17 protein-coding genes are annotated in these 18,128 nt (G+C 68.9%); 8 read left to right on the top strand and 9 right to left on the bottom strand.

What is annotated here, in order from left to right; translation table 11 throughout:
* The first annotated feature begins 60 nt into the window (after positions 1 to 60).
* On the top strand, positions 61 to 1,494 hold the full coding sequence (locus AC1ROD_RS11275) for a M20/M25/M40 family metallo-hydrolase (RefSeq protein ID WP_492948331.1): 1,434 nt from the start codon (positions 61 to 63) through the stop codon (positions 1,492 to 1,494).
* A gap of 49 nt (positions 1,495 to 1,543) precedes the next feature.
* On the opposite strand, the gene AC1ROD_RS11270 is transcribed toward AC1ROD_RS11275, so the two are convergent.
* Entirely contained in the window at positions 1,544 to 2,848 is a 1,305-nt protein-coding gene (locus AC1ROD_RS11270; protein ID WP_492948330.1) for a UDP-glucose dehydrogenase family protein, read from the bottom strand.
* Between the two features lie 227 nt (positions 2,849 to 3,075).
* Between AC1ROD_RS11270 and AC1ROD_RS11265 the strand changes: the two genes are divergently transcribed.
* Both AC1ROD_RS11265 and AC1ROD_RS11260 read left to right on the top strand, forming a co-directional pair.
* Complete coding sequence (locus AC1ROD_RS11265; RefSeq protein ID WP_492948451.1) at positions 3,076 to 4,758, top strand: copper resistance system multicopper oxidase; 1,683 nt, start codon at positions 3,076 to 3,078, stop codon at positions 4,756 to 4,758.
* The gene (locus tag AC1ROD_RS11260) at positions 4,758 to 5,756 is read left to right on the top strand and encodes a copper resistance protein B (RefSeq protein ID WP_492948329.1); all 999 of its coding nucleotides are present in this window, start codon (positions 4,758 to 4,760) and stop codon (positions 5,754 to 5,756) included. Before AC1ROD_RS11265 ends, AC1ROD_RS11260 begins: the two co-directional genes overlap by 1 nt.
* On the opposite strand, the gene tipF is transcribed toward AC1ROD_RS11260, so the two are convergent.
* Positions 5,753 to 7,027 (bottom strand): flagella assembly cyclic-di-GMP phosphodiesterase TipF, encoded by a 1,275-nt coding sequence (gene tipF / locus AC1ROD_RS11255; RefSeq protein WP_492948328.1) that lies wholly within the window; start codon positions 7,025 to 7,027, stop codon positions 5,753 to 5,755. The two genes, AC1ROD_RS11260 and tipF, sit on opposite strands and share 4 nt — an antisense overlap.
* Positions 7,028 to 7,184: 157 nt before the next feature.
* Between tipF and AC1ROD_RS11250 the strand changes: the two genes are divergently transcribed.
* A complete protein-coding gene (locus tag AC1ROD_RS11250; RefSeq protein ID WP_492948327.1) occupies positions 7,185 to 7,955 on the top strand; it encodes an SDR family NAD(P)-dependent oxidoreductase in 771 nt (256 codons plus the stop codon).
* 16 nt (positions 7,956 to 7,971) lie between these two features.
* Positions 7,972 to 8,874 (top strand): lysophospholipid acyltransferase family protein, encoded by a 903-nt coding sequence (locus AC1ROD_RS11245; RefSeq protein WP_492948450.1) that lies wholly within the window; start codon positions 7,972 to 7,974, stop codon positions 8,872 to 8,874.
* 3 nt (positions 8,875 to 8,877) lie between these two features.
* On the opposite strand, the gene AC1ROD_RS11240 is transcribed toward AC1ROD_RS11245, so the two are convergent.
* The 4 genes from AC1ROD_RS11240 to xseA all read right to left on the bottom strand — a co-directional run bounded on the left by AC1ROD_RS11240 (position 8,878) and on the right by xseA (position 12,082).
* On the bottom strand, positions 8,878 to 9,369 hold the full coding sequence (locus tag AC1ROD_RS11240; RefSeq protein WP_492948326.1) for a response regulator: 492 nt from the start codon (positions 9,367 to 9,369) through the stop codon (positions 8,878 to 8,880).
* Positions 9,370 to 9,482: 113 nt separating this feature from the next.
* The gene (locus AC1ROD_RS11235; RefSeq protein WP_492948325.1) at positions 9,483 to 10,343 is read right to left on the bottom strand and encodes a M23 family metallopeptidase; all 861 of its coding nucleotides are present in this window, start codon (positions 10,341 to 10,343) and stop codon (positions 9,483 to 9,485) included.
* Positions 10,340 to 10,546 (bottom strand): DUF2093 domain-containing protein, encoded by a 207-nt coding sequence (locus AC1ROD_RS11230; protein WP_492948324.1) that lies wholly within the window; start codon positions 10,544 to 10,546, stop codon positions 10,340 to 10,342. The genes AC1ROD_RS11235 and AC1ROD_RS11230 overlap by 4 nt, the downstream gene beginning before the upstream one ends.
* 51 nt (positions 10,547 to 10,597) lie before the next feature.
* Entirely contained in the window at positions 10,598 to 12,082 is a 1,485-nt protein-coding gene (gene xseA / locus AC1ROD_RS11225; RefSeq protein ID WP_492948323.1) for an exodeoxyribonuclease VII large subunit, read from the bottom strand.
* A 41-nt stretch (positions 12,083 to 12,123) separates the two neighbouring features.
* Between xseA and AC1ROD_RS11220 the strand changes: the two genes are divergently transcribed.
* The gene (locus AC1ROD_RS11220) at positions 12,124 to 12,300 is read left to right on the top strand and encodes a hypothetical protein (protein WP_492948322.1); all 177 of its coding nucleotides are present in this window, start codon (positions 12,124 to 12,126) and stop codon (positions 12,298 to 12,300) included.
* 58 nt (positions 12,301 to 12,358) lie between these two features.
* The gene (purD, locus tag AC1ROD_RS11215) at positions 12,359 to 13,636 is read left to right on the top strand and encodes a phosphoribosylamine--glycine ligase (protein WP_492948321.1); all 1,278 of its coding nucleotides are present in this window, start codon (positions 12,359 to 12,361) and stop codon (positions 13,634 to 13,636) included.
* 3 nt (positions 13,637 to 13,639) lie between these two features.
* Here purD and AC1ROD_RS11210 read toward each other — a convergent pair whose 3' ends face one another.
* Complete coding sequence (locus AC1ROD_RS11210; protein ID WP_492948320.1) at positions 13,640 to 14,290, bottom strand: murein L,D-transpeptidase catalytic domain-containing protein; 651 nt, start codon at positions 14,288 to 14,290, stop codon at positions 13,640 to 13,642.
* A 168-nt stretch (positions 14,291 to 14,458) separates the two neighbouring features.
* Here AC1ROD_RS11210 and AC1ROD_RS11205 point away from each other — a divergent pair, with 168 nt between their 5' ends.
* Positions 14,459 to 15,775, top strand: a complete 1,317-nt coding sequence (locus AC1ROD_RS11205) for a metal-dependent hydrolase family protein (RefSeq protein WP_492948319.1) — start codon at positions 14,459 to 14,461, stop codon at positions 15,773 to 15,775.
* Here AC1ROD_RS11205 and lpxK read toward each other — a convergent pair.
* Together lpxK and AC1ROD_RS11195 are read right to left on the bottom strand one after the other, a co-directional pair.
* Complete coding sequence (gene lpxK, locus AC1ROD_RS11200; RefSeq protein WP_492948318.1) at positions 15,760 to 16,767, bottom strand: tetraacyldisaccharide 4'-kinase; 1,008 nt, start codon at positions 16,765 to 16,767, stop codon at positions 15,760 to 15,762. The genes AC1ROD_RS11205 and lpxK overlap by 16 nt on opposite strands.
* Positions 16,764 to 18,053: a 3-deoxy-D-manno-octulosonic acid transferase gene (locus AC1ROD_RS11195; RefSeq protein WP_492948317.1), complete on the bottom strand. Its 1,290-nt coding sequence runs from the start codon at positions 18,051 to 18,053 to the stop codon at positions 16,764 to 16,766. Before AC1ROD_RS11195 ends, lpxK begins: the two co-directional genes overlap by 4 nt.
* Positions 18,054 to 18,128 lie beyond the last annotated feature (75 nt).

The raw sequence follows: 18,128 nt of genomic DNA, 5'->3' as shown, positions 1-18,128 counted from the left end.
GCCTTGCCGGACGCGGCTGAGCCGTTAGGGTCACGCTTCCCGTTTGTCCGGAGTCGTCCCATGTCCCGCCGCCTGCTCGCCGCCAGCGCCATCGCGCTCGCCTTCGCCGCCGCCCCCTTCGCGGCTTCCGCACAGGACGAGGCGACCATCCGTCAGGCCGAGCAGCTGCGCGACAAGGCCATGTCGTCCAACGTCGCCCTCGACTACGTCACCCAGCTGACGACCCGCTTCGGGCCACGCCCGGCGGGCTCGCACTCCGAACAGGCCGCCGCCGCCTGGGCCGCCGAATACCTGAAGGGTCTCGGCTTCCAGAACGTCCACATCCAGGAGTTCCCGCTGGTCGGCTGGGAGCGCGGTCAGGACAGCGGCTCCATCCTCGGCGACAATCCGCAGCCCCTGGCCGTCGCGGCCCTGGGCCATTCGCCCGCCACGCCCGAGGGTGGGGTCGAGGCCGAGGTGGTGCGCTTCTCCAGCTTCGAGGCCCTTCAGGCGGCGCCCGACGGCTCGCTGGCCGGCAAGATCGCCCTCGTCGACGTCGGCCAGATGCACGCCATGCAGGACGGCTCGGGCTATGGCCCGCAGACCCGCATTCGCGGCGCCGGTCCCGATGTGGCGGCGAAGAAAGGGGCGGCGGCCTTCCTGATCCGCTCGGTCGGTTCCGACGACAACCGCCTGCCGCACACCGGCACGACCCGCTATGTGGACGGCAAGGTGGCCATCCCGGCCTTCGCAGTCTCCAACCCCGACGCCGACCAGATCGCCCGCCTGATGGAGCTCGGCCAGACGGTGCGGGTGCGCCTGTCCTCGACCGCCCATCTGTATGAGACCCACTCCCAGAACGTCATCGCCGACCTGCCGGGCCGGACGCGGCCGAACGAGGTCATCGTCCTGGGCTCGCATATGGACAGCTGGGACCTGGGCACCGGCGCCATCGACGACGGCGCGGGCGGGGCCATCACCATCGCCGCGGCCAAGGCCATCGCCGAGAGCGGCCAGCGCCCCGAGCGCACCATCCGCGTGATCCTGTACGGTTCGGAAGAGGTGGCCCAGCCCACCAACACCGGCAACGGCGGCGGCGCCTATGTGCGGGAGCAGGGCGAGGCGAAGGTCGCCGACCACATCATCGCGGGCGAGAGCGACTTCGGCGCCGACCGCGTCTTCGCCCTGGACCTGCCGCCGGGCTCGCAAGGCTCGGCGTTCCAGCGGATCGCGACTCGCGTTCTCTATCCCATCGGCGTTCTAGCCTCTTCGAAGCCCGAGACGGAAGGCGGATCGGACATCGGGCCGCTGGCCGAGGCGGGGGTGCCGGTCTTCGGCCTTAGCCAGGACGGGACCCGCTACTTCGACCTGCACCACACGGCCAACGATACGCTCGACAAGATCGACCCGGCCCAGCTGAACCAGAATGTCGCCGCCTGGACAGCGCTGGTCTGGCTGATCGCCAATTCGAACGTCGAGTTCCGCTCGGCCATGCCGAAGCCGGCCGCGCAGTAAGGCTGGTTATCTCTCACCGGCCTGCGACAGGCCGGTGAGACCACCGCCCTCAGGACCGGCCGATCGAGGCGTATTTGAAACCCCGGGCGCGCATGTCGTCGGGACGGTAGATGTTTCGCAGATCGACGACGGTCGGGGTCTTGAGCAGCAGCTTGACCTTGTCGAGGTCCAGCGCCCGGAACTGGTCCCACTCCGTCAGGATGACCAGAACGTCGGCGCCGGTGATAGCCTCATAGGGGTCGGACTTGAACTCGACGCCGGTCAGCATCTTGCCGGCCTCATGCATGCCCTCGGGGTCGAAGGCCTGGACCGTGGCGCCGGCGGCGATCAGGGCGGGGACGACGTCCAGTGACGGCGCATCGCGCATGTCGTCGGTGTTCGGCTTGAAGGTCAGGCCCAGGACTGCGACGGTCTTGTTCTTCAGATTGCCGTCCAGCGCCTTTTCCACACGCCCGGCCATGGCTTTCTTGCGGGCGTCGTTCACGGCGACGGTGGTCTCGACCAGCCGGACGGGTGTGCCGGCGTCACTGGCCGTGCGGACCAGGGCCAGGGTGTCCTTCGGGAAGCAGGAGCCGCCGTAGCCGGGGCCGGCGTGCAGGAATTTCGAGCCGATCCGGTTGTCCAGACCGATGCCGCGCGCGACCTGCTGGACATTGGCGTCCACGGCCTCGCACAGGTCCGCCATCTCGTTGATGAAGGTGATCTTCAGCGCCAGGAAGGCGTTGGCGGCGTATTTGATCAGCTCCGAGGTGCGGCGGCCGACGAACAGCAGCGGGCTCTCGTTCAGGTTCAGCGGACGATAGATCTCGGCCATGACGGCGCGGGCGCGGTCGTCCTCGACGCCGACCACGACGCGGTCGGGGCGTTTGAAGTCGTCGATGGCGGCGCCTTCGCGCAGGAACTCGGGGTTGGAGACGACGGCGAAGTCGGCGTCCGGCCGGCGTTCGCGGATGATGCGCTCGATCTCGTCGCCGGTGCCGACGGGCACGGTCGACTTGGTGACGATGACGGTGAAGCCGTCGATCAGAGCTGCGACCTCCTCGGCGACCGCATAGACGAAGCTCAGGTCGGCATGGCCGTCGCCGCGGCGCGAGGGCGTGCCCACGGCGATGAAGACCGCGTCGGCGGCCTTGATGGCCTCGGTCCCGTCCACGGCGAAGGACAGGCGCCCGCCGCTGACATTGGTTTCAACCAGACGGTCCAGTCCGGGCTCATAGATCGGCATGATCCCCCGGTGCAGGCGCTCGATCTTGCCCGCGTCCTTGTCGATGCATGTAACGTTGTGACCGAAATCGGCGAAACAGGCTCCGGACACCAGCCCGACATAGCCGGTGCCGATCATGGCGATACGCATTGGTCGTACTCCCTCGACGTCGTGGGCTAGCTAGCTCGCGGTCCTTCCGGGCGCAACAAATGCGTCGGTGATCGTTCCGTGACGTGCGTCGAATGGCCAACTGTGAAAGACACGCCCCGTCGGATCCGATGAGGGGCGACGCGAATGAGGACTTGAGTTTGACGGCTTCGACGGGACTTGATCGGCGGGCGCTTCTGAGGGGCGGCGCGCTCGGCGGCGGCCTGGCGATGCTGCAGGGACTGACCCCGGCCTGGGCGCGGACGGTGTCGCCGGGATCGTTGGCCGACCCCCTGTCCGGCCCCGACATCGCCCTCAGCATCGGCCATCAGATGTTTACCGCAGGCGGCAAGACGGCCCATGCGGTGACCGTCAATGGCAGCCTGCCCGGGCCGCTGATCCGGCTGCGCGAGGGGCAAACAGCGCGGCTGTCGGTGACGAACACCCTGGACGAGGATACCTCGATCCACTGGCACGGCCTGCTGCTGCCCTTCCAGATGGACGGGGTGCCGGGCATCAGCTTCCCCGGCATCCGGCCGCGCGAGACCTTCGTCTATGAGTTCCCGGTCCGACAACACGGGACCTACTGGTATCACAGCCACTCCAACATGCAGGAGGCAATCGGCCTCTACGGTCCGCTGATCATCGACCCCCTGACACCCGATCCGGTCGAATACGACCGCGAGCATGTACTGGTGCTGTCCGACTGGAGCGCCCTGCATCCGCATCAGATTCTCGACCGGCTGAAGAAGAGCCCCGGCTATTTCAACCATCAGCGCACCACGCTCGCCGGGCTGATCGACGGCTCGGACCGGATGGGGCTTGAGGAGCGGCGGATGTGGGGATCGATGCGGATGGACCCGCGCGACATCCTCGACGTCAACGGCACGACCTACAGCTATCTGATCAACGGCCATGCGACGGACCAGAACTGGACCGGCCTGTTCCGCGCGGGGGAGCGGGTGCGGCTGCGGATCATCAACGCCTCGGCCATGTCGATCTTCAACTTCAGGATCCCGGGCCTGCCGATGACGGTGGTCGCGGCCGACGGCTGCGATGTACGCCCCGTGGAGACCGACGAGTTCCAGATTTCGGTCGCCGAGACCTATGACGTCATCGTCCGCCCGACGGAGGACCGCGCCTTCGCCCTCGTCGCCGAGGCCATCGACCGGTCGGGCATGGCGGTCGCCACGCTTGCTCCCCGCGGCGGGATGCGGGCCGAGGCGCCGCCGCTGAGGCCGGTTTCCAACCTGACCATGCGCGATATGGGCATGGGCGGCATGGGCGGCATGGCCGGGATGGACCACTCCGGCATGAGCGGCATGGACCACGGGGCCATGGACCACTCTCCCGGGGCCATGCGCGATCCGGACAACGCACCGGCGGAGATGGCGGTCGGTGTCGGGGTCGACATGATCGCGCCCGATCCGGCCAACCGGCTGGGCGAGCGGCCGCTGGGGCTTCAGGACGTCGACCACCGGGTGCTGGTCTATGCCGATCTCGTCGCCCTGACCGCCAACCGGGATCAGAGGCCGCCGTCGCGGTCGCTGGAGATTCACCTGACCGGAAACATGGAACGGTTCATGTGGGGCTTCGACGGGCGGAAATTCTCCGAGCTGGTCGAGCCGATCCGGTTCGAGCGCAACGAGCGGGTGCGGGTGACCCTGGTCAACGACACCATGATGTCCCACCCGATCCACCTGCACGGCCATTTCTTCGAACTGGTGACCGGCGGGCCGCGCGGGCGTCAGCCGCTCAAGCACACGGTCAATGTCGCGCCGGGCTCGAAGGTGACCTTCGACCTGACCACCGACGCCCCGGGCGACTGGGCCTTCCACTGCCATCTGCTGATGCACATGCACGCGGGGATGTTCAACCTCGTCACCGTGCGGCCTCTGGAGGGAGAGGTCTGATGCGCGCCCTGCTTCCGGTCCTGCTGCCGCTGGCCGTCGCAACCCCTGTGCTCGCCCAAAGTCAGACACCGGCGGCCGATCCCCACGCGGGCCACGACATGAGCGGAATGACGATGGCGCCCTCGACCCAGACGCCCGCCCAGAGCCCGGCCAAGCCCACCCAGGCCGACCCGCACGCCGGACATGACATGAGCGGCATGAGCATGCCCGGCATGACCATGGGCCCGCCGGACGCCCCGACCAGCGCAGACGACGCCGGACGGCCCGCGCGCCAGCCGACGCCCGCCGCCGCCCTGACCGGCCCGGCCCACGCCGCCGACCAGTATTTCGATCCCGCCGCGATGGCGGCCGCGCGCGACGCCATGCTGGCCGAGAACGGCGACGTGCGCACGACCGGATTGGTCATCGACCGCTTGGAGGCCGGATTCGGAGACGGCGACACGACATATCTCTGGGACGCCCAGGGCTGGACCGGCGGGGACATCAACCGCTTCTGGTGGAAGTCGGAGGGGGAGGGCGGTGCGAAGCTCGAGGAGGCTGAGGTCCAGGCCCTCTACAGCCGCGCCATCCGGCCCTTCTGGGACCTGCAGGCCGGGGTGCGCCAGACCTTCCGGTCCGACCTGAAGGACACGACCGACCTCGTGCTCGGCGTGCAGGGTCTGGCGCCCCACTGGTTCGAGATCGACGCCGCCGCCTTCGTCTCAACCGAGGGCGATCTCTCGGCCCGGATCGAGGCCGAGTACGATCAGAGGCTCACCCAGCGCTGGATCCTGCAGCCGCGGGCCGAGATCACGCTGGCGGCCTCGGATGTTCCGGAGATTGAGGTGGGTTCGGGTCTGTCCTCGCTCGAGCTGGGCCTGCGCCTGCGCTACGAAATCCGCCGCGAGTTCGCCCCCTATGCGGGCGTCGAATGGACCCGCCGGTTTGGCGAGACGCGCGATCTGACGGGGGAGGCGGACGATGTCCGCTTCGTCGCCGGCCTCAAGGCCTGGTTCTAGGCGAACCGACGCCGCTTCTCGGCCGACAGCAGGGTCGAGCGGACGAAGTCGGCGGGCGGGTCGGTCTCGGCCAGCACCTGCTCCTTGATGGCGCGCGGCTCGCCGAACAGGTGGCCCTGACCCATGGAGATGTCGAGCTCAAGGATGTCGACGATCTGGCGCTCGTTCTCGCACTTCTCGGCGATGACCTCGATGCCGTAGCGGCGGGTCAGATGGGCGAAGTCTGCGGCCTGGATGTCGCGCAGGGACGGGATGGGCGAGCCGCCGTCCAGATCCAGCAGCTGTTCGATCAGCAGGTCGGCAGCGACCTTCACGAAGCGGACGTCGGAGCGCTGAAGGTCGTTGAAGTCGAGGTCCAGGGTCTGGACCTTGTCGATCGAGAAGCGGAAGCCGAGGTCGGCCAGACGGGCCATGTTGCGGGCCTCGACCGCGCCGCGCGCGTCGAAATTGGCCTGACCCAGTTCGAAGATCAGGGCCTGGTTCAGGTCGCGGTTCTCGGACAGGAAGTCGAGGAACTGCGGGAAGAAGGTCTCGTCGCCCAGCGAGGACAGGGCCACGTTGCAGAAGACGCCGACCTTGCGGTCCTGACGCGCCAGCCGGCGCACGATCTGGGCGCAACGGAACAGCAGCAGGTTGTCGATGGCGGGGACCAGACCCTCGCCCTCGGCGATCGACAGATATTCGGCCGGCATCATGACGCGGTCGGTGGCGTCGCGCAGGCGGGTGAAGCTCTCGTAGAAGATGGTCCGGCGCTGCGGCAGACTGACCACCGGCTGGAGGTAGAGGTCGACGCGGTTTTCCGACAGGGCGTCGTGAACGGTCTTGAGCAGGATATTGCCCTGCTGACGGCGGATGGCGTCGGGGCTGTCGGGCGCGACCATCGGGGTGACGGTGAGCCGCTCCTCGATGGATTCGCTCATCTGCTGGATCAGGCCTTCGAGGATGCGGACCTCGCCGGTCAGCTCCTCGGTGTTGGTCAGGGCGCCGGCCTCGATGGCCTGGGCCAGTTCGGTCAGGGCGCCCTGGGTCGACTCCATCGCATCGGCCAGCAGGCGGTGCGCCTCACGCACCTGGGCGATCTCGGCGCGCAGGGCCTTGCGCTGCGACCCGCCGGTGATGAACAGATGCAGGGTTCCCAGAACGCCGAGCGTCCCCACGGTCGCCGCGAAGGCCGAGCCGCCGCCCAGGCCCAGTCGCCACAGGAAGGCGCCCACCGTCATCGCCAGGAAGACGTAGCCGAAGAACAGGAGGGCGGACGTTACTGCGCGCATCGGCTGCCAGACTGGGGAGCCCCGACTTGAGGATCAGGCGAGGTTCCGGGTGGAATCGCCTGAGTATCAGGGTATCAGGACGGATCGGCTAGTGCGTCGCGGAAAGAAACCCGGGACGAAACCCGCAAACGACAACGAAAACACAAGGGGATACGCGATGGAACTGTTCGATCTGACCGGCAAGGTCGCGATCATCACCGGCTCGTCCAAGGGAATCGGCAAGGCCATCGCCGAACGGCTGGCCGAACACGGCGCCAAGGTCGTCATCTCCTCGCGCAAGGCCGGGCCCTGCGACGAGGTCGCCGAGGCGATCAACGGCAAATACGGGGAGGGGACCGCCATCGCCGTTCCCGCCAACATCGCCTCCAAGGAAGACCTGCAGCGGCTGGTCGACGAGACCAACTCGGCCTTCGGCAAGGTCGACATCCTGGTCTGCAACGCCGCGTCCAACCCCTATGCCGGGCCGATGGCGGGCATCGCCGACGAGCAGTTCGAGAAGATCTTCCACAACAACGTCCTTGCCAACCACTGGCTGATCAACATGGTCGCGCCCCAGATGCTGGAGCGGAAGGACGGCGCGATCCTGATCATCTCCTCGATCGGCGGGCTTCGCGGTAACGCCCTGATCGGCGCCTACAATGTCTCCAAGGCCGCCGACATGCAGCTGGCGCGCAACCTGGCGGTGGAGTTCGGGCCGTCGAACGTGCGGGTCAACTGCATCGCCCCCGGCCTGGTCCAGACCGACTTCGCCAAATACCTCTGGGAGAACCCCGAGATCCTCGAAAAGACCGTCGAGCCCAATCCGCTGAAGCGGATCGGCCAGCCGGACGAGATCGCCGGCACCGCCGTCTATCTCTGCTCCCCGGCGGCGGCCTATGTGACGGGCCAGACCCTGGTCGTGGACGGCGGACTGACGATTGCCTGGTGAAGACCACAGGATTCCGCTGGGGCAAGACATTGTCTGGCGGATCGAGGCCGTGGCGTTCGCGGCCCTCTTCGCCCTGCTCAGGGCGTTGGGGGTCGAGCGTGCCTCTAACTTCGGCGGCTGGCTGCTGCGGACCCTCGGCCCGCTGGTCGGCACCCACAAGATCGTCCGCCGCAATCTGAAGATCGCCTTCCCCGACATGCCCGTCGCCGAGCGCGACCGGCTGGCGGTCGAGCAGTGGGACCGGACGGGCCGGACCTTCGCCGAGTTGGCGGTGATGGACAGGCTGACGCCCGAGGGCGGCCGGGTCGAGGTCGTGGGTCTGGAGCGGCTGCACGCCGTGCGCGACAGCGGCAGGCCCGTGGTGCTGATCTCGGGCCATCTGGCCAATTTCGAGGTCATGGCGGCGGTGATCATGTCGGCCGGCGTGCCCTGTCAGGTCACCTATCGCGCCGCCAACAACCCCTATGTCGACGCCCTGATCCGCCAGAGCCGCGAACGCTACGGCATCCGCCTGTTCGCGCCCAAGGGCGACGGCACGCGCGAACTGATGGCCGGGATGAAACGCGGCGATTCCATCGCCCTGCTGGTCGACCAGAAATACAATCAGGGCCCCGAGGTCCGCTTCTTCGATGAGCCGGTGAACGCTTCGCCGGGCGCCGCCCGTCTGGCCCTGAAGTTCGGCACGGTGATGCAGCCGCTGTCGGTGGTGCGTCTGCCGGGCGTGCGCTTCCGCGTCACCGCGCATGAACCGATCGCGGTTCCGGACACCGGCGACAAGGCCGGCGACGTCCTGCGCGGCATCCAGGCGGCCAACAGCTTCGTCGAGGATCGGGTGCGCGAGGTCCCGGAGGATTGGTTCTGGGTCCACAAACGCTGGCCCGACAGCGTCTATCAGGCGCTCGGCCCGATCGACGCCTGAAGCCTATTTCTGGTCGGTGATCCGACGGAACGGCCCCTCATAGCCCGCGGCGTTTGCGCGGCGGCGGTCCGGCCCGAAATAGTCGTCGGTCTTCACGAAGGCGCGGGGGCGCACGATCACGGCCTGGATGCGGTCGAAGATGGCCTTGGCGGTGATCGGCTTGACCACGAACTCGGTCACCCCGGCGTCGCGCGCCTCCATCACCCGGGCCCGCTCGGAATGGCCGGTCATCATGATGATCGGCAGATAGCGGTTGGGGCTGTCCGGGCTGTTGCGGACCAGACGCGTGAACTCGACCCCGTCCAGCGGGAACATGTTGAAGTCGACGATGGCGATGTCGACGGGCGCCTCGCGCAGGGCCTCGAGCGCGGCGGCGCCGTCCCCGACCTCGCGAATCTTGCGGATGCCGGCGGACTGCAGAATCGCGGACGCGATCACGCGCATAGGCTGGTTATCGTCGACCAGCAGGACGCTGAGCGCGTGAAGAGATGACATTGAGCTTATTCTGACCGTAGCGCCGAATCCGGCACGCACAGCTGTATGTTAGGCGCCGAAGTCGCGCCCGGTCCATCCAAGTTACAATTCTCAACCCGCTACGGTTAAGCTTTCTAACCTGAGATTGTCGGCGCCGAGGCCCCGACCATCTGCGACGGGTCCATGTTCCGGTCGCGCCATTTCATGCGCCAGCACAGGTGCGGGCCGGTGGCGCGTCCCTCCATGCCGACGCGGCCGATCTCCTGACCCCGCACCAGCCTCTGGCCCACGGCGACGTCGATCTGCGACTGGTGCAGGTAGCAGCTGACCAGACCCTGGCCATGGTCGATCAGGACGAGGCCGCCCTCGAAATGCATGCCCGAACGGCTGAAGGCCACGACCCCGTCGGCCGGGGCCCGGATCGAAGTCCCCTGCGGCGCCGCCAGGTCGATGCCGTAGTGGGGCCGGGCGGGGGTGCCGTTCAGGATCCGCTGTGCGCCCCACAGGCTTGAAATCCGGTAGGATTCGAGCGGCCATACGAAGCCGTCGCGGAAGTCGTCGGTGTCGGCCTTGCTCGCGAAGCCGACGGCCTTGAGCCCCGCCTCTTCCTTGATCCGCTCCAGCAGGGCCGGGTCGGTCGGTTCGACCGTCGCGGGCGGCAGGCCATCGATGCGGCTCTCGGGGAAGGTCCCGGGGGCGATGTCCAGGGTCCGGCTCAGGCTGGTCAGGGCCGAGCGCGCCTCGATGGTGGTCGAGGGGCCGGCGTCGCGATCGAAACCGACCACAAACAGTCCATGCTCCGACGCCGCCGTCAGGGCCTCGCCGTCGACATAGATGGCGGCGCGGGGCCAGGTGCGGCCGAAGGCGAAGCCGCCCTGCTTCCACTGGCCGTTCAACGTCAGGCTGGGTTCGTCGGCGAAAGCAAGGTCGGGCGCTGCGGAGGCCAGCAGGGCCGATCCGGCGCCGACGATCAGACCCCGACGGCTGGGTGTCACTTGCCGGCGACCATTCGGGTCAGGGCCTCGGCCGGGCTGGCGTAGGGCTCCTGCCGTTCCGCCGACCAGTAGCGCAGCGCCTCAAGCGGAATGGTCTTGCCCGACACGGCGCAGAGCACATAGGGCCCTGGCTTGAGCACGGCGAACTCGCCGTCGCCGTAGTGCAGGGAGGCGGGGCCGGAGGAGGGATCGATGGCGTTCATGGGGGGGGAAGATAGCGCGGGTCGGGGACCTTCGCCATCAAGACTGCGTCACTAGAACAGGTCGCCCTGATCGACCGGGCCCGGCCTGGGCTTCGACGCCGCACGGGGCGGGGCCGCACGCACCGGCGCAGCAGTGGGCGCCTCGCCTCCGCCGTCGATCCTCGCCCCCTTCGACCCGTCGGGGAAGACCAGGGTCACGGCCTGGCCGGGGGACAGGGCGGCGGCGCTGGCGATCATGCGTCCGGTCTCGTCGTCGATGCGGGCGAAGCCGGGTTTGGGCTTCTTCGGGTCGAGGCTGGCCAGGGCGCGCGACAGGCCGTGCAGCCGGTCCTGGGCGCGCTCGATCCGGCGCGGGATCGGAACCGCCAGCCGGGCGGCGACGCCCTCCAGCCGGTCGCCGCGCCGCTCGATGGCCCGGTCCAGCAGGGCGCGGCTCAGACGCCCGCCGACGGCGACCAGCCGTCGCTCGTGCAGGTCGGCGTTCCGCTGCAGGCCCGAGGCCAGACGGCTCGACGCGTGGTCCAGCCGCTGCTGGGCCAGAGCCACCAGCTCTTCCGGCCGGGCGGGCAGGCCGCGCGCCACCGCCCGCAAGCGTGTGCGCCGGTCCTCCAGCAGCCGCGAACCGGCCCGGTCCAGCCGCCGTTCCAGATCGGCGACCGCGAAGCGCAGATCGGCCAGCACCGGGGTCGCGATCTCGGCCGCGCCGGTCGGCGTCGGCGCCCGACGGTCCGAGACGAAGTCGATCAGGGTGGTGTCGGTCTCGTGCCCCACGGCCGAGATGATCGGAATGGAGGCCGCCGCCACCGTCCGCGCCAGACCCTCGTCGTTGAAGCACCACAGGTCCTCGACCGAGCCGCCGCCGCGCGCGACGATCAGCAGGTCGGGGCGGGGGATCGGCCCATCCGGCGTCATGCCGTCGAAGCCGCGAATGGCGTTGGCGACCTGACCCGAGGCGGCGTCGCCCTGAACCACCACCGGCCAGACGATGACCCGGCACGGCCAGCGCTCGGCGATGCGGTGCAGGATATCGCGGATCACGGCGCCGGTCGGGCTGGTGATCACCGCGATGGTGGCAGGGAAGGTCGGGATCGGCTTCTTGCGCCCGACGTCGAACAGACCTTCGCCACTCAGCTTGACCTTCAGCCGCTCCAGCTGGGCCAGCAGGGCGCCCGCGCCCGCCGCCTCCATCGATTCGATCACGATCTGGTACGAGGACCGCGCCGGATAGGAGGTGATCTTGCCGGTGACGATGACCTCCAGCCCCGTCTCGGGCCGCACGCCCAGGCCGCGCACCGAACCCTTCCAGATCACGCCGTCGATGGCGGCCTTGTCGTCCTTGAGCGTCAGATAGACGTGGCCCGAGGCGTGAAAATTGACCTTGGACACCTCGCCGCGCAGCCGGACATGGCCGAACCGGTCCTCGAGCGTGCGCTTCAGGGCGAAGGCCAGTTCCGAGATGGTCTGGGGCGGATTGTTGTCCCGCGCGGGCTCAGGCGCCTCGGCCGGGCCCTCGAATACGTAAGAGTCGTCGCTCATCGCGACACACTAGCGCGGTCGTGTGATTGGCGGAAACGGCGATGACCGACTATCCTCAGCCCATGGCCGATCCCCCCGGAACCGATCCCGACGACCGCGACCCCTATGAGGAAGAACTGGGCCGCCGCAGCGATGCGCCCGCCGTCAGCCCATGGGTGATCATTGGCCTGATCTTCATGCTCGGCGTGCTGGTCTATGTGGTCTCGGCGTTACTGTAACGCCTCGTAAACCCAGTCACTGCTTGACCGAAGCGCCTCAGACGGTCATTGCCCGCGCATGAACATCCTGCTTGTCGGATCGGGAGGGCGCGAACACGCCCTGGCCTGGAAAATCGCCGCTTCGCCGCTGACGAAGCGACTGGTGATCGCGCCCGGCAATCCGGGGATGGAAAAGCTCGGCGAACTGGTCCCCGACCTGAAGGCCGACGACGCCGACGGCCTCGCCGCCCTGGCGCGCGAGATCAAGGCGGACCTGGTCGTGGTCGGGCCCGAGGTGGCGCTGGCCGCCGGCCTCGCCGACCGTCTGGCGGCGGCGGGCATTCCCTGTTTCGGCCCCACGATGAAGGCAGCCCAGCTGGAAACCTCCAAGGCCTTCTCCAAGGGCTTCCTCGAGCGGCACGAGATTCCGACGGCCGGCTACGGCGTCTATGACCGCGTCGCCGACGCCAAGGCCGCCCTGAACGTCTTCAAGCCCCCCTATGTGATCAAGGCCGACGGTCTGGCCGCCGGCAAGGGCGTGGCCATCAGCCCCGACAAGCCCGACGCCGAGGCCGAGATCGAGCGCATGCTGGGCGGCCGCTTCGGCACGGCCGGCGCCCGGGTGGTCATCGAGGAGTTCATGGACGGGGAGGAGGGCTCCCTCTTCGCCCTGTGCGACGGTCAGCGCGCGGTGCTGTTCGGCGGCGCCCAGGACCACAAGCGCGCCTTCGACGGCGACATCGGCCCCAATACCGGCGGCATGGGCGCCTATTCCCCCGCGCCCGTCTTCACCCCCGAACTGGTCGAGATCGTCGAACGCGACATCGTCGCCCCGACCATGACCGGCATGGCGGCCGAGGGCGCGCCCTATCGCGGGGTCCTCTACGTCGGGCTGATGGCCACGGCCGAGGGTCCCAAGGTCGTGGAATACAACGCCCGCTTCGGCGATCCGGAGTGCCAGGTCCTGATGATGCGGCTGGCCGGAGACATCGTGCCCGTCCTGCTGGCCTGCGCGCGGGGCGACGTGTCCAGGGTCGCGCCGCCCGCCTTCAAGCCCCAGACGGTCATCTGTGTCGTCATGGCCGCCAAGGGCTATCCCGACAGCCCGCTGGAAGGCTCGATCATCCGCGGCGCCGAACAGGATTTCGGCCCTCACGTTCAGGTCTTCCACGCTGGCACCAAACGCCGTCCGGACGGCCAGCTGGTCGCCGCCGGCGGCCGTGTCCTCAACGTCTGCGCCGAGGGCGACGACATCGCCCAGGCCCGTGAACGCGCCTATGAGGCGGTGCGCAAGATCGACTGGCCGGGCGGCTTCAGCCGCTCCGACATCGGCTGGCGGGCTCTCGACAGAGAGTAGAGCCTAGGCCCAGGCGAACAGCAGCCGGCCCGTGCCCATGCGCTCGCGCAGGGCGGGCAGGTCGGTGTGGGCGGTGGAGAAGCAGCCGTAGCTGCGGCCCAGCTTGCCTTCACGGGCCAGGAAGTCCGGATCGGCGTAGTTGGCGCCGTGGACGATGATGGCGCGCTCGCGGGCCAGGTTGTTGGTGTATTCCAGCCCGTCCAGCAGGACGTTCGGGCCCTGGGACGCGCCCCAGCTGGCGCCGGCGGTGGCATAGGCGCCGACCGAGGACATGTAGCTTTCCGGGGTGTTGGAGAAGTTGCGGGCGTAACCCGAATGCTGCGGATCCGAGCCGCGGCCGTGGCAGGTGCGGAAGGCCTTGACCTGGCCGCTGTACAGATCGACCTCGTACAGACGCTCCTCGCCCGAGAATTTCTGGAAGTCGACCAGATACATGCGGTCGCGCAGCGGCAGGCGGTCGTGGTGCACGTCCAGGGCCTGCATGGCGCGCTGCATCAGCTCGGGCCGGACCTGACGATAGGGGTCAAGCGGCGGCGGCGTGTACTGGGTCTGCTGGACCACCACGCGCGGCGCGGGAGGCGGAACCGGGACGGCGGCCTGTGCAAGCTGAACCGGGGCCTGAACGGCCTGGTTGGTGGCGCAACCGGCGAGCATCGCCGATCCGCCCAGAATAAGGCCTCGTCTCGAAAGCCGCATGCGACGCCCCTCGCGCGGTTGATGTTATGCCCTAACGTGTCCCATGAAATTCCCGCCGGGCCAACCTGAGCCTTGGCGCGGAACCTTTCCTCGCTATGGTGAAGCGGCTGTTTTCAGGAGGGGTTTATGACCAAGGTGAGCGTAGCCTTAGGGCTATTGTGTCTGGCGTTTGGCGGAAGCGTCGCCGCGCAAACCCCCACGCCCCCGGCTAATTCTCCCGATACGGGAACCACGTTCGTCCAAGTCGGGCGACTTCTGGCCGATCCGTCGACCGGTGTTGTGCAGCGCGATAAAACTCTCGTGATCGCAGGGAACAAAGTCGTCGAAATCCGCGACGGCTTTGTCGGTGAGGGTCATATCGTTGATCTGCGGGACGAATTCGTCCTGCCGGGCCTGATCGACAGCCACGTCCATCTGACCAGCCAGCAGGGCGCGAACAGCCGGCTGGACGAGGTGACCCAGTCCAATGCGGATCAGGCGATGGTCGGCGCCGGCTACGCGCGCAAGACCCTGATGGCGGGCTTCACCACGGTCGCGGACCTCGGCGCGTCCAACGAGGCCATCTTCGCGTTGAGGGACGCCATCCGGCGTGGCGACGTGCCCGGACCGCGCGTGATCGCCGCGGGCTCGGCCGTGTCGATCCACGGCGGCCATGGCGACGTGAACGGCTTCAGCGATGACATCATGCACCTGTTGTCGCCGGAGAGCGTCTGCTCGGGCGCTGACGACTGCATGCGCGCCGTACGGCTGCAGGTCCGGTCGGGCGCCGACATCATCAAGATCACCGCCACGGGCGGGGTCCTGTCCAACACCGCCGCCGGCCTGGCCCAGCAGTTCACCGACGAAGAGCTGAAGGCCATCGTCGAGTCCGCCCACCGCATGGGCCGCCAGGTCACCGCCCACGCCCACGGCACCGACGGCATCAACGCCTTCCTGCGCGCCGGCGGCGACTCGATCGAGCACGGCACCTATCTGGACGACGAGTCGATCCGCCTGTTCCACCGCGACGGCGTCTGGCTGGTCCCGACCCTGCTGGCGGGCGATTTCGTCTACCGGATCGCCTCGGGCCCCAACAATTTCCTGACCCCGGCCCAGACGGCCAAGGCGCTGGAGGCGGGGCCGAAGATGCTGGACATGGCCCGCCGGGCCCATGAGGGCGGGGTGCGGATCGCGTTCGGGACCGACACGGGCGTCTCGGCCCACGGTGACAACGCCCAGGAGTTCGCTCTGTTGGTCCGGGCCGGGCTGAGCCCGCTGGAGGCGGTGCAGGCGGCGACGGTCGGGGCGGCCGAGCATCTGCGCATCTCGGATCAGGCAGGCAAGATCGCGGTCGGCATGCCGGCGGACCTCGTCGGCGTCCATGGCGACCCGCTGAGCGACGTCACGACGCTGGAGCATATGGCCTTCGTGATGAAGGGCGGGGTCGTCTACCGCGAGGACTGAAGCAGGAAGGCGGCGAAGCCCGCTTCATCCTCGAACCGCGCCACCACAGGCCACGACACGACCTTGGCGCGCCATTCGGGGCTCAGGCGGACCCAGTCCTTTTCCGTGGTGACCAGCCCCGCGCCGTGCAGTTCGGCGCGTTCGGCGAGGAAGCGCAGGTCTTCGGGCCGGTAGTCGGCGTGGTCAGGGAAGGGGGCGAAGTCCATCAGCTCACAGCCCGCCGCGATCAGCGACCGTTCGACCTTCCACGGCTTGGCGATGCCGGCGAAACCAACCTGAGGCCCCGGGGGCGGCGGTCCGGCGGGCTCAAGCCGGGCGATGAAGACGGGCAGGTCGCCGAAGGTGGCGACCAGCTCCGGGTCGGCCTCGGGCAGGTCGGCGGGCAGCAAGACCACCACCGCACCGGCGCGGGCCAGTCCGGCCTTCAGCGGCTCGCGCATCGGCCCCGACGGGAAGACCGAGCCGTCGCCGAACGGCCATTCCTCGCCACGCGTCTCGCCGTCCACGACGATCAGGCTGAGCGTCTTCTTCAGCTTCATGTTCTGGTGGGCGTCGTCGAGAACCAGCGCCTTCGCCCCCGCGGCCACGGCGGCCTCGGCTCCTGCGACCCGGTCGGCCGAGATCCAGGCCGGGCTGTCGATCGCCAGCATCAGGGGTTCGTCGCCGACGTCGGCGGCGTTGTGGACGGCCGGATCGACCCGCAGCGGTCCTTTCAGCGTCCCGCCATAGCCGCGCGACAGGGCGGCGGCCTCGATCCCCGCCGCACGCAACAGCCGCAGGGTCTCGCGCGCCACCGGCGTCTTGCCCGAGCCCCCGACCGTCAGATTGCCGACCGAGACGACCGGAACGCCCGGATCGACCGGCGCCGCCTTCGCGATCCGTGACGCGGTCACGGCGGCCCAGAGCCACGACGCCGGCTTCAACAGGGTGCGGGTCACCCGGGCGTGGTTGCTATTCCGGATGTACCACCAGCGCGGCGTCGAGAGCTTCATCGCCGACCTCCAGCCGGCGGCAGCAGCGGCTGCAGCGCGTCCCACAGCCGGTCGAGGCCCGCGCCCGCGTCTGCGGCGGCCTTCCTCGCCCGTTCGCCCATGGCCCGGGCGGCGGCGGGGTTGTCCAGCAACGGCGTGATGACGTGCGGCAGGTCGGCGGGCGCGGCGACAACGATCAGGCCGCCGGCCTCGTGCAGGGCCTCGGTGACCTCGATCCAGTTCGGATAGTCAGCGCCCGAGACCGACGGCTTGCCCAGCCGCGCGGGCTCCAGCGGATTGTGCCCGCCGACGGAAGCCTGGCCGATGGCCGGGCCGAAGCTGCCGCCCATGACCACCACATCGGCCAGCCGCAGGAACAGGCCCAGCTCGCCCAGGGTGTCGGCGATATAGAGGTCGGTGCCGCCGTCCAGCTGGCCGCCGCGCGACCGCATCACGAAGCGATAGCCGTCGTGGGTCAGCAGCCCCGCGATCTCGCCCGCCCGCTCGGGATGACGCGGCACGATGACCAGACAGACCCGCACGGGCAGGGCGTCGAGCGCATGGACGATGGCGATCTCCTCGCCCTCATGGGTGCTGGCCGCGACGATCACCGGCCGGTCGCCGATGGCGGCGCTCAGGCGGCTGAAGGCGGCTGTATCGTGGGGCAGGGGCGCGCCGGAGAGCTTGAGATTGACCAGCCCGTCGACGCGCGCGCCGAGCCGTTCCAGCCGTTCCGCCGAGGCCTGATCCTGCGGCAGGATGCGGTCATAGCGCGACAGGATCTGGCGGATCGCCCCGGGGAAGCGGCCCCAGCCCCTGGCCGTCTTCTCGGTGATGCGGGCGCTGACGAGGGCGAGCTTCACGCCCCGCGCTTTCGCCGCCGCGATCAGATTGGGCCACAGCTCGCTCTCGACGAAGACGCCCAGGCTCGGCTTCCAGTGATCGAGGAAGGCGGCGACGGCATGGGGCCCGTCCACGGGCGCGAACTGGTGGATCACCCCGGCGGGCAGCCGCTGGGCCAGCAGGGTCGCCGAGGTCAGGGTGCCGGAGGTCACCAGCACCGTCAGCTCGGGCCGCGCCTTCCTGATCCGTTCGATCACCGGCAGCAGGGACAGGGTCTCGCCCACGCTGACGCCGTGCAGCCAGACGAGGTCGCCTGCCGGCCGCGCCATGCGGGTCAGGCCCAGCCGCTCGTCGACCCGGACCGGGTCCTCCTTGCCCTGTTTGACCCGCGCATCCAGCAGGCGCGGCGCCAGAGGCTCCAGCATCCGGGTGATCAGACGATAGAGGAGGAGAGCGGGGCTCACGAGAGCGTCCCAAGGACCGCGTTGCGGCCCGTAAATCTATGCCAGCTGCCCGAAGAAGAGGTCGTAACGGTGAAG

Source organism: Brevundimonas sp. GW821-FHT12E07 (assembly GCF_058807035.1).
This window is presented reverse-complemented; position numbering and strand designations above follow the sequence as displayed.

Bases quoted from the DNA above. Each gene is read 5' to 3' on its own strand.
- AC1ROD_RS11275 (WP_492948331.1), top strand. From the start codon at position 61: ATGTCCCGCCGCCTGCTCGCCGCCAGCGCCATCGCGCTCGCCTTCGCC.
- AC1ROD_RS11270 (WP_492948330.1), bottom strand. From the start codon at position 2,848: ATGCGTATCGCCATGATCGGCACCGGCTATGTCGGGCTGGTGTCCGGA.
- AC1ROD_RS11265 (WP_492948451.1), top strand. From the start codon at position 3,076: ATGCTGCAGGGACTGACCCCGGCCTGGGCGCGGACGGTGTCGCCGGGA.
- AC1ROD_RS11260 (WP_492948329.1), top strand. From the start codon at position 4,758: ATGCGCGCCCTGCTTCCGGTCCTGCTGCCGCTGGCCGTCGCAACCCCT.
- tipF (WP_492948328.1), bottom strand. From the start codon at position 7,027: ATGCGCGCAGTAACGTCCGCCCTCCTGTTCTTCGGCTACGTCTTCCTG.
- AC1ROD_RS11250 (WP_492948327.1), top strand. From the start codon at position 7,185: ATGGAACTGTTCGATCTGACCGGCAAGGTCGCGATCATCACCGGCTCG.
- AC1ROD_RS11240 (WP_492948326.1), bottom strand. From the start codon at position 9,369: ATGTCATCTCTTCACGCGCTCAGCGTCCTGCTGGTCGACGATAACCAG.
- AC1ROD_RS11230 (WP_492948324.1), bottom strand. From the start codon at position 10,546: ATGAACGCCATCGATCCCTCCTCCGGCCCCGCCTCCCTGCACTACGGC.
- xseA (WP_492948323.1), bottom strand. From the start codon at position 12,082: ATGAGCGACGACTCTTACGTATTCGAGGGCCCGGCCGAGGCGCCTGAG.
- AC1ROD_RS11220 (WP_492948322.1), top strand. From the start codon at position 12,124: ATGACCGACTATCCTCAGCCCATGGCCGATCCCCCCGGAACCGATCCC.
- purD (WP_492948321.1), top strand. From the start codon at position 12,359: ATGAACATCCTGCTTGTCGGATCGGGAGGGCGCGAACACGCCCTGGCC.
- AC1ROD_RS11210 (WP_492948320.1), bottom strand. From the start codon at position 14,290: ATGCTCGCCGGTTGCGCCACCAACCAGGCCGTTCAGGCCCCGGTTCAG.
- AC1ROD_RS11205 (WP_492948319.1), top strand. From the start codon at position 14,459: ATGACCAAGGTGAGCGTAGCCTTAGGGCTATTGTGTCTGGCGTTTGGC.
- lpxK (WP_492948318.1), bottom strand. From the start codon at position 16,767: ATGAAGCTCTCGACGCCGCGCTGGTGGTACATCCGGAATAGCAACCAC.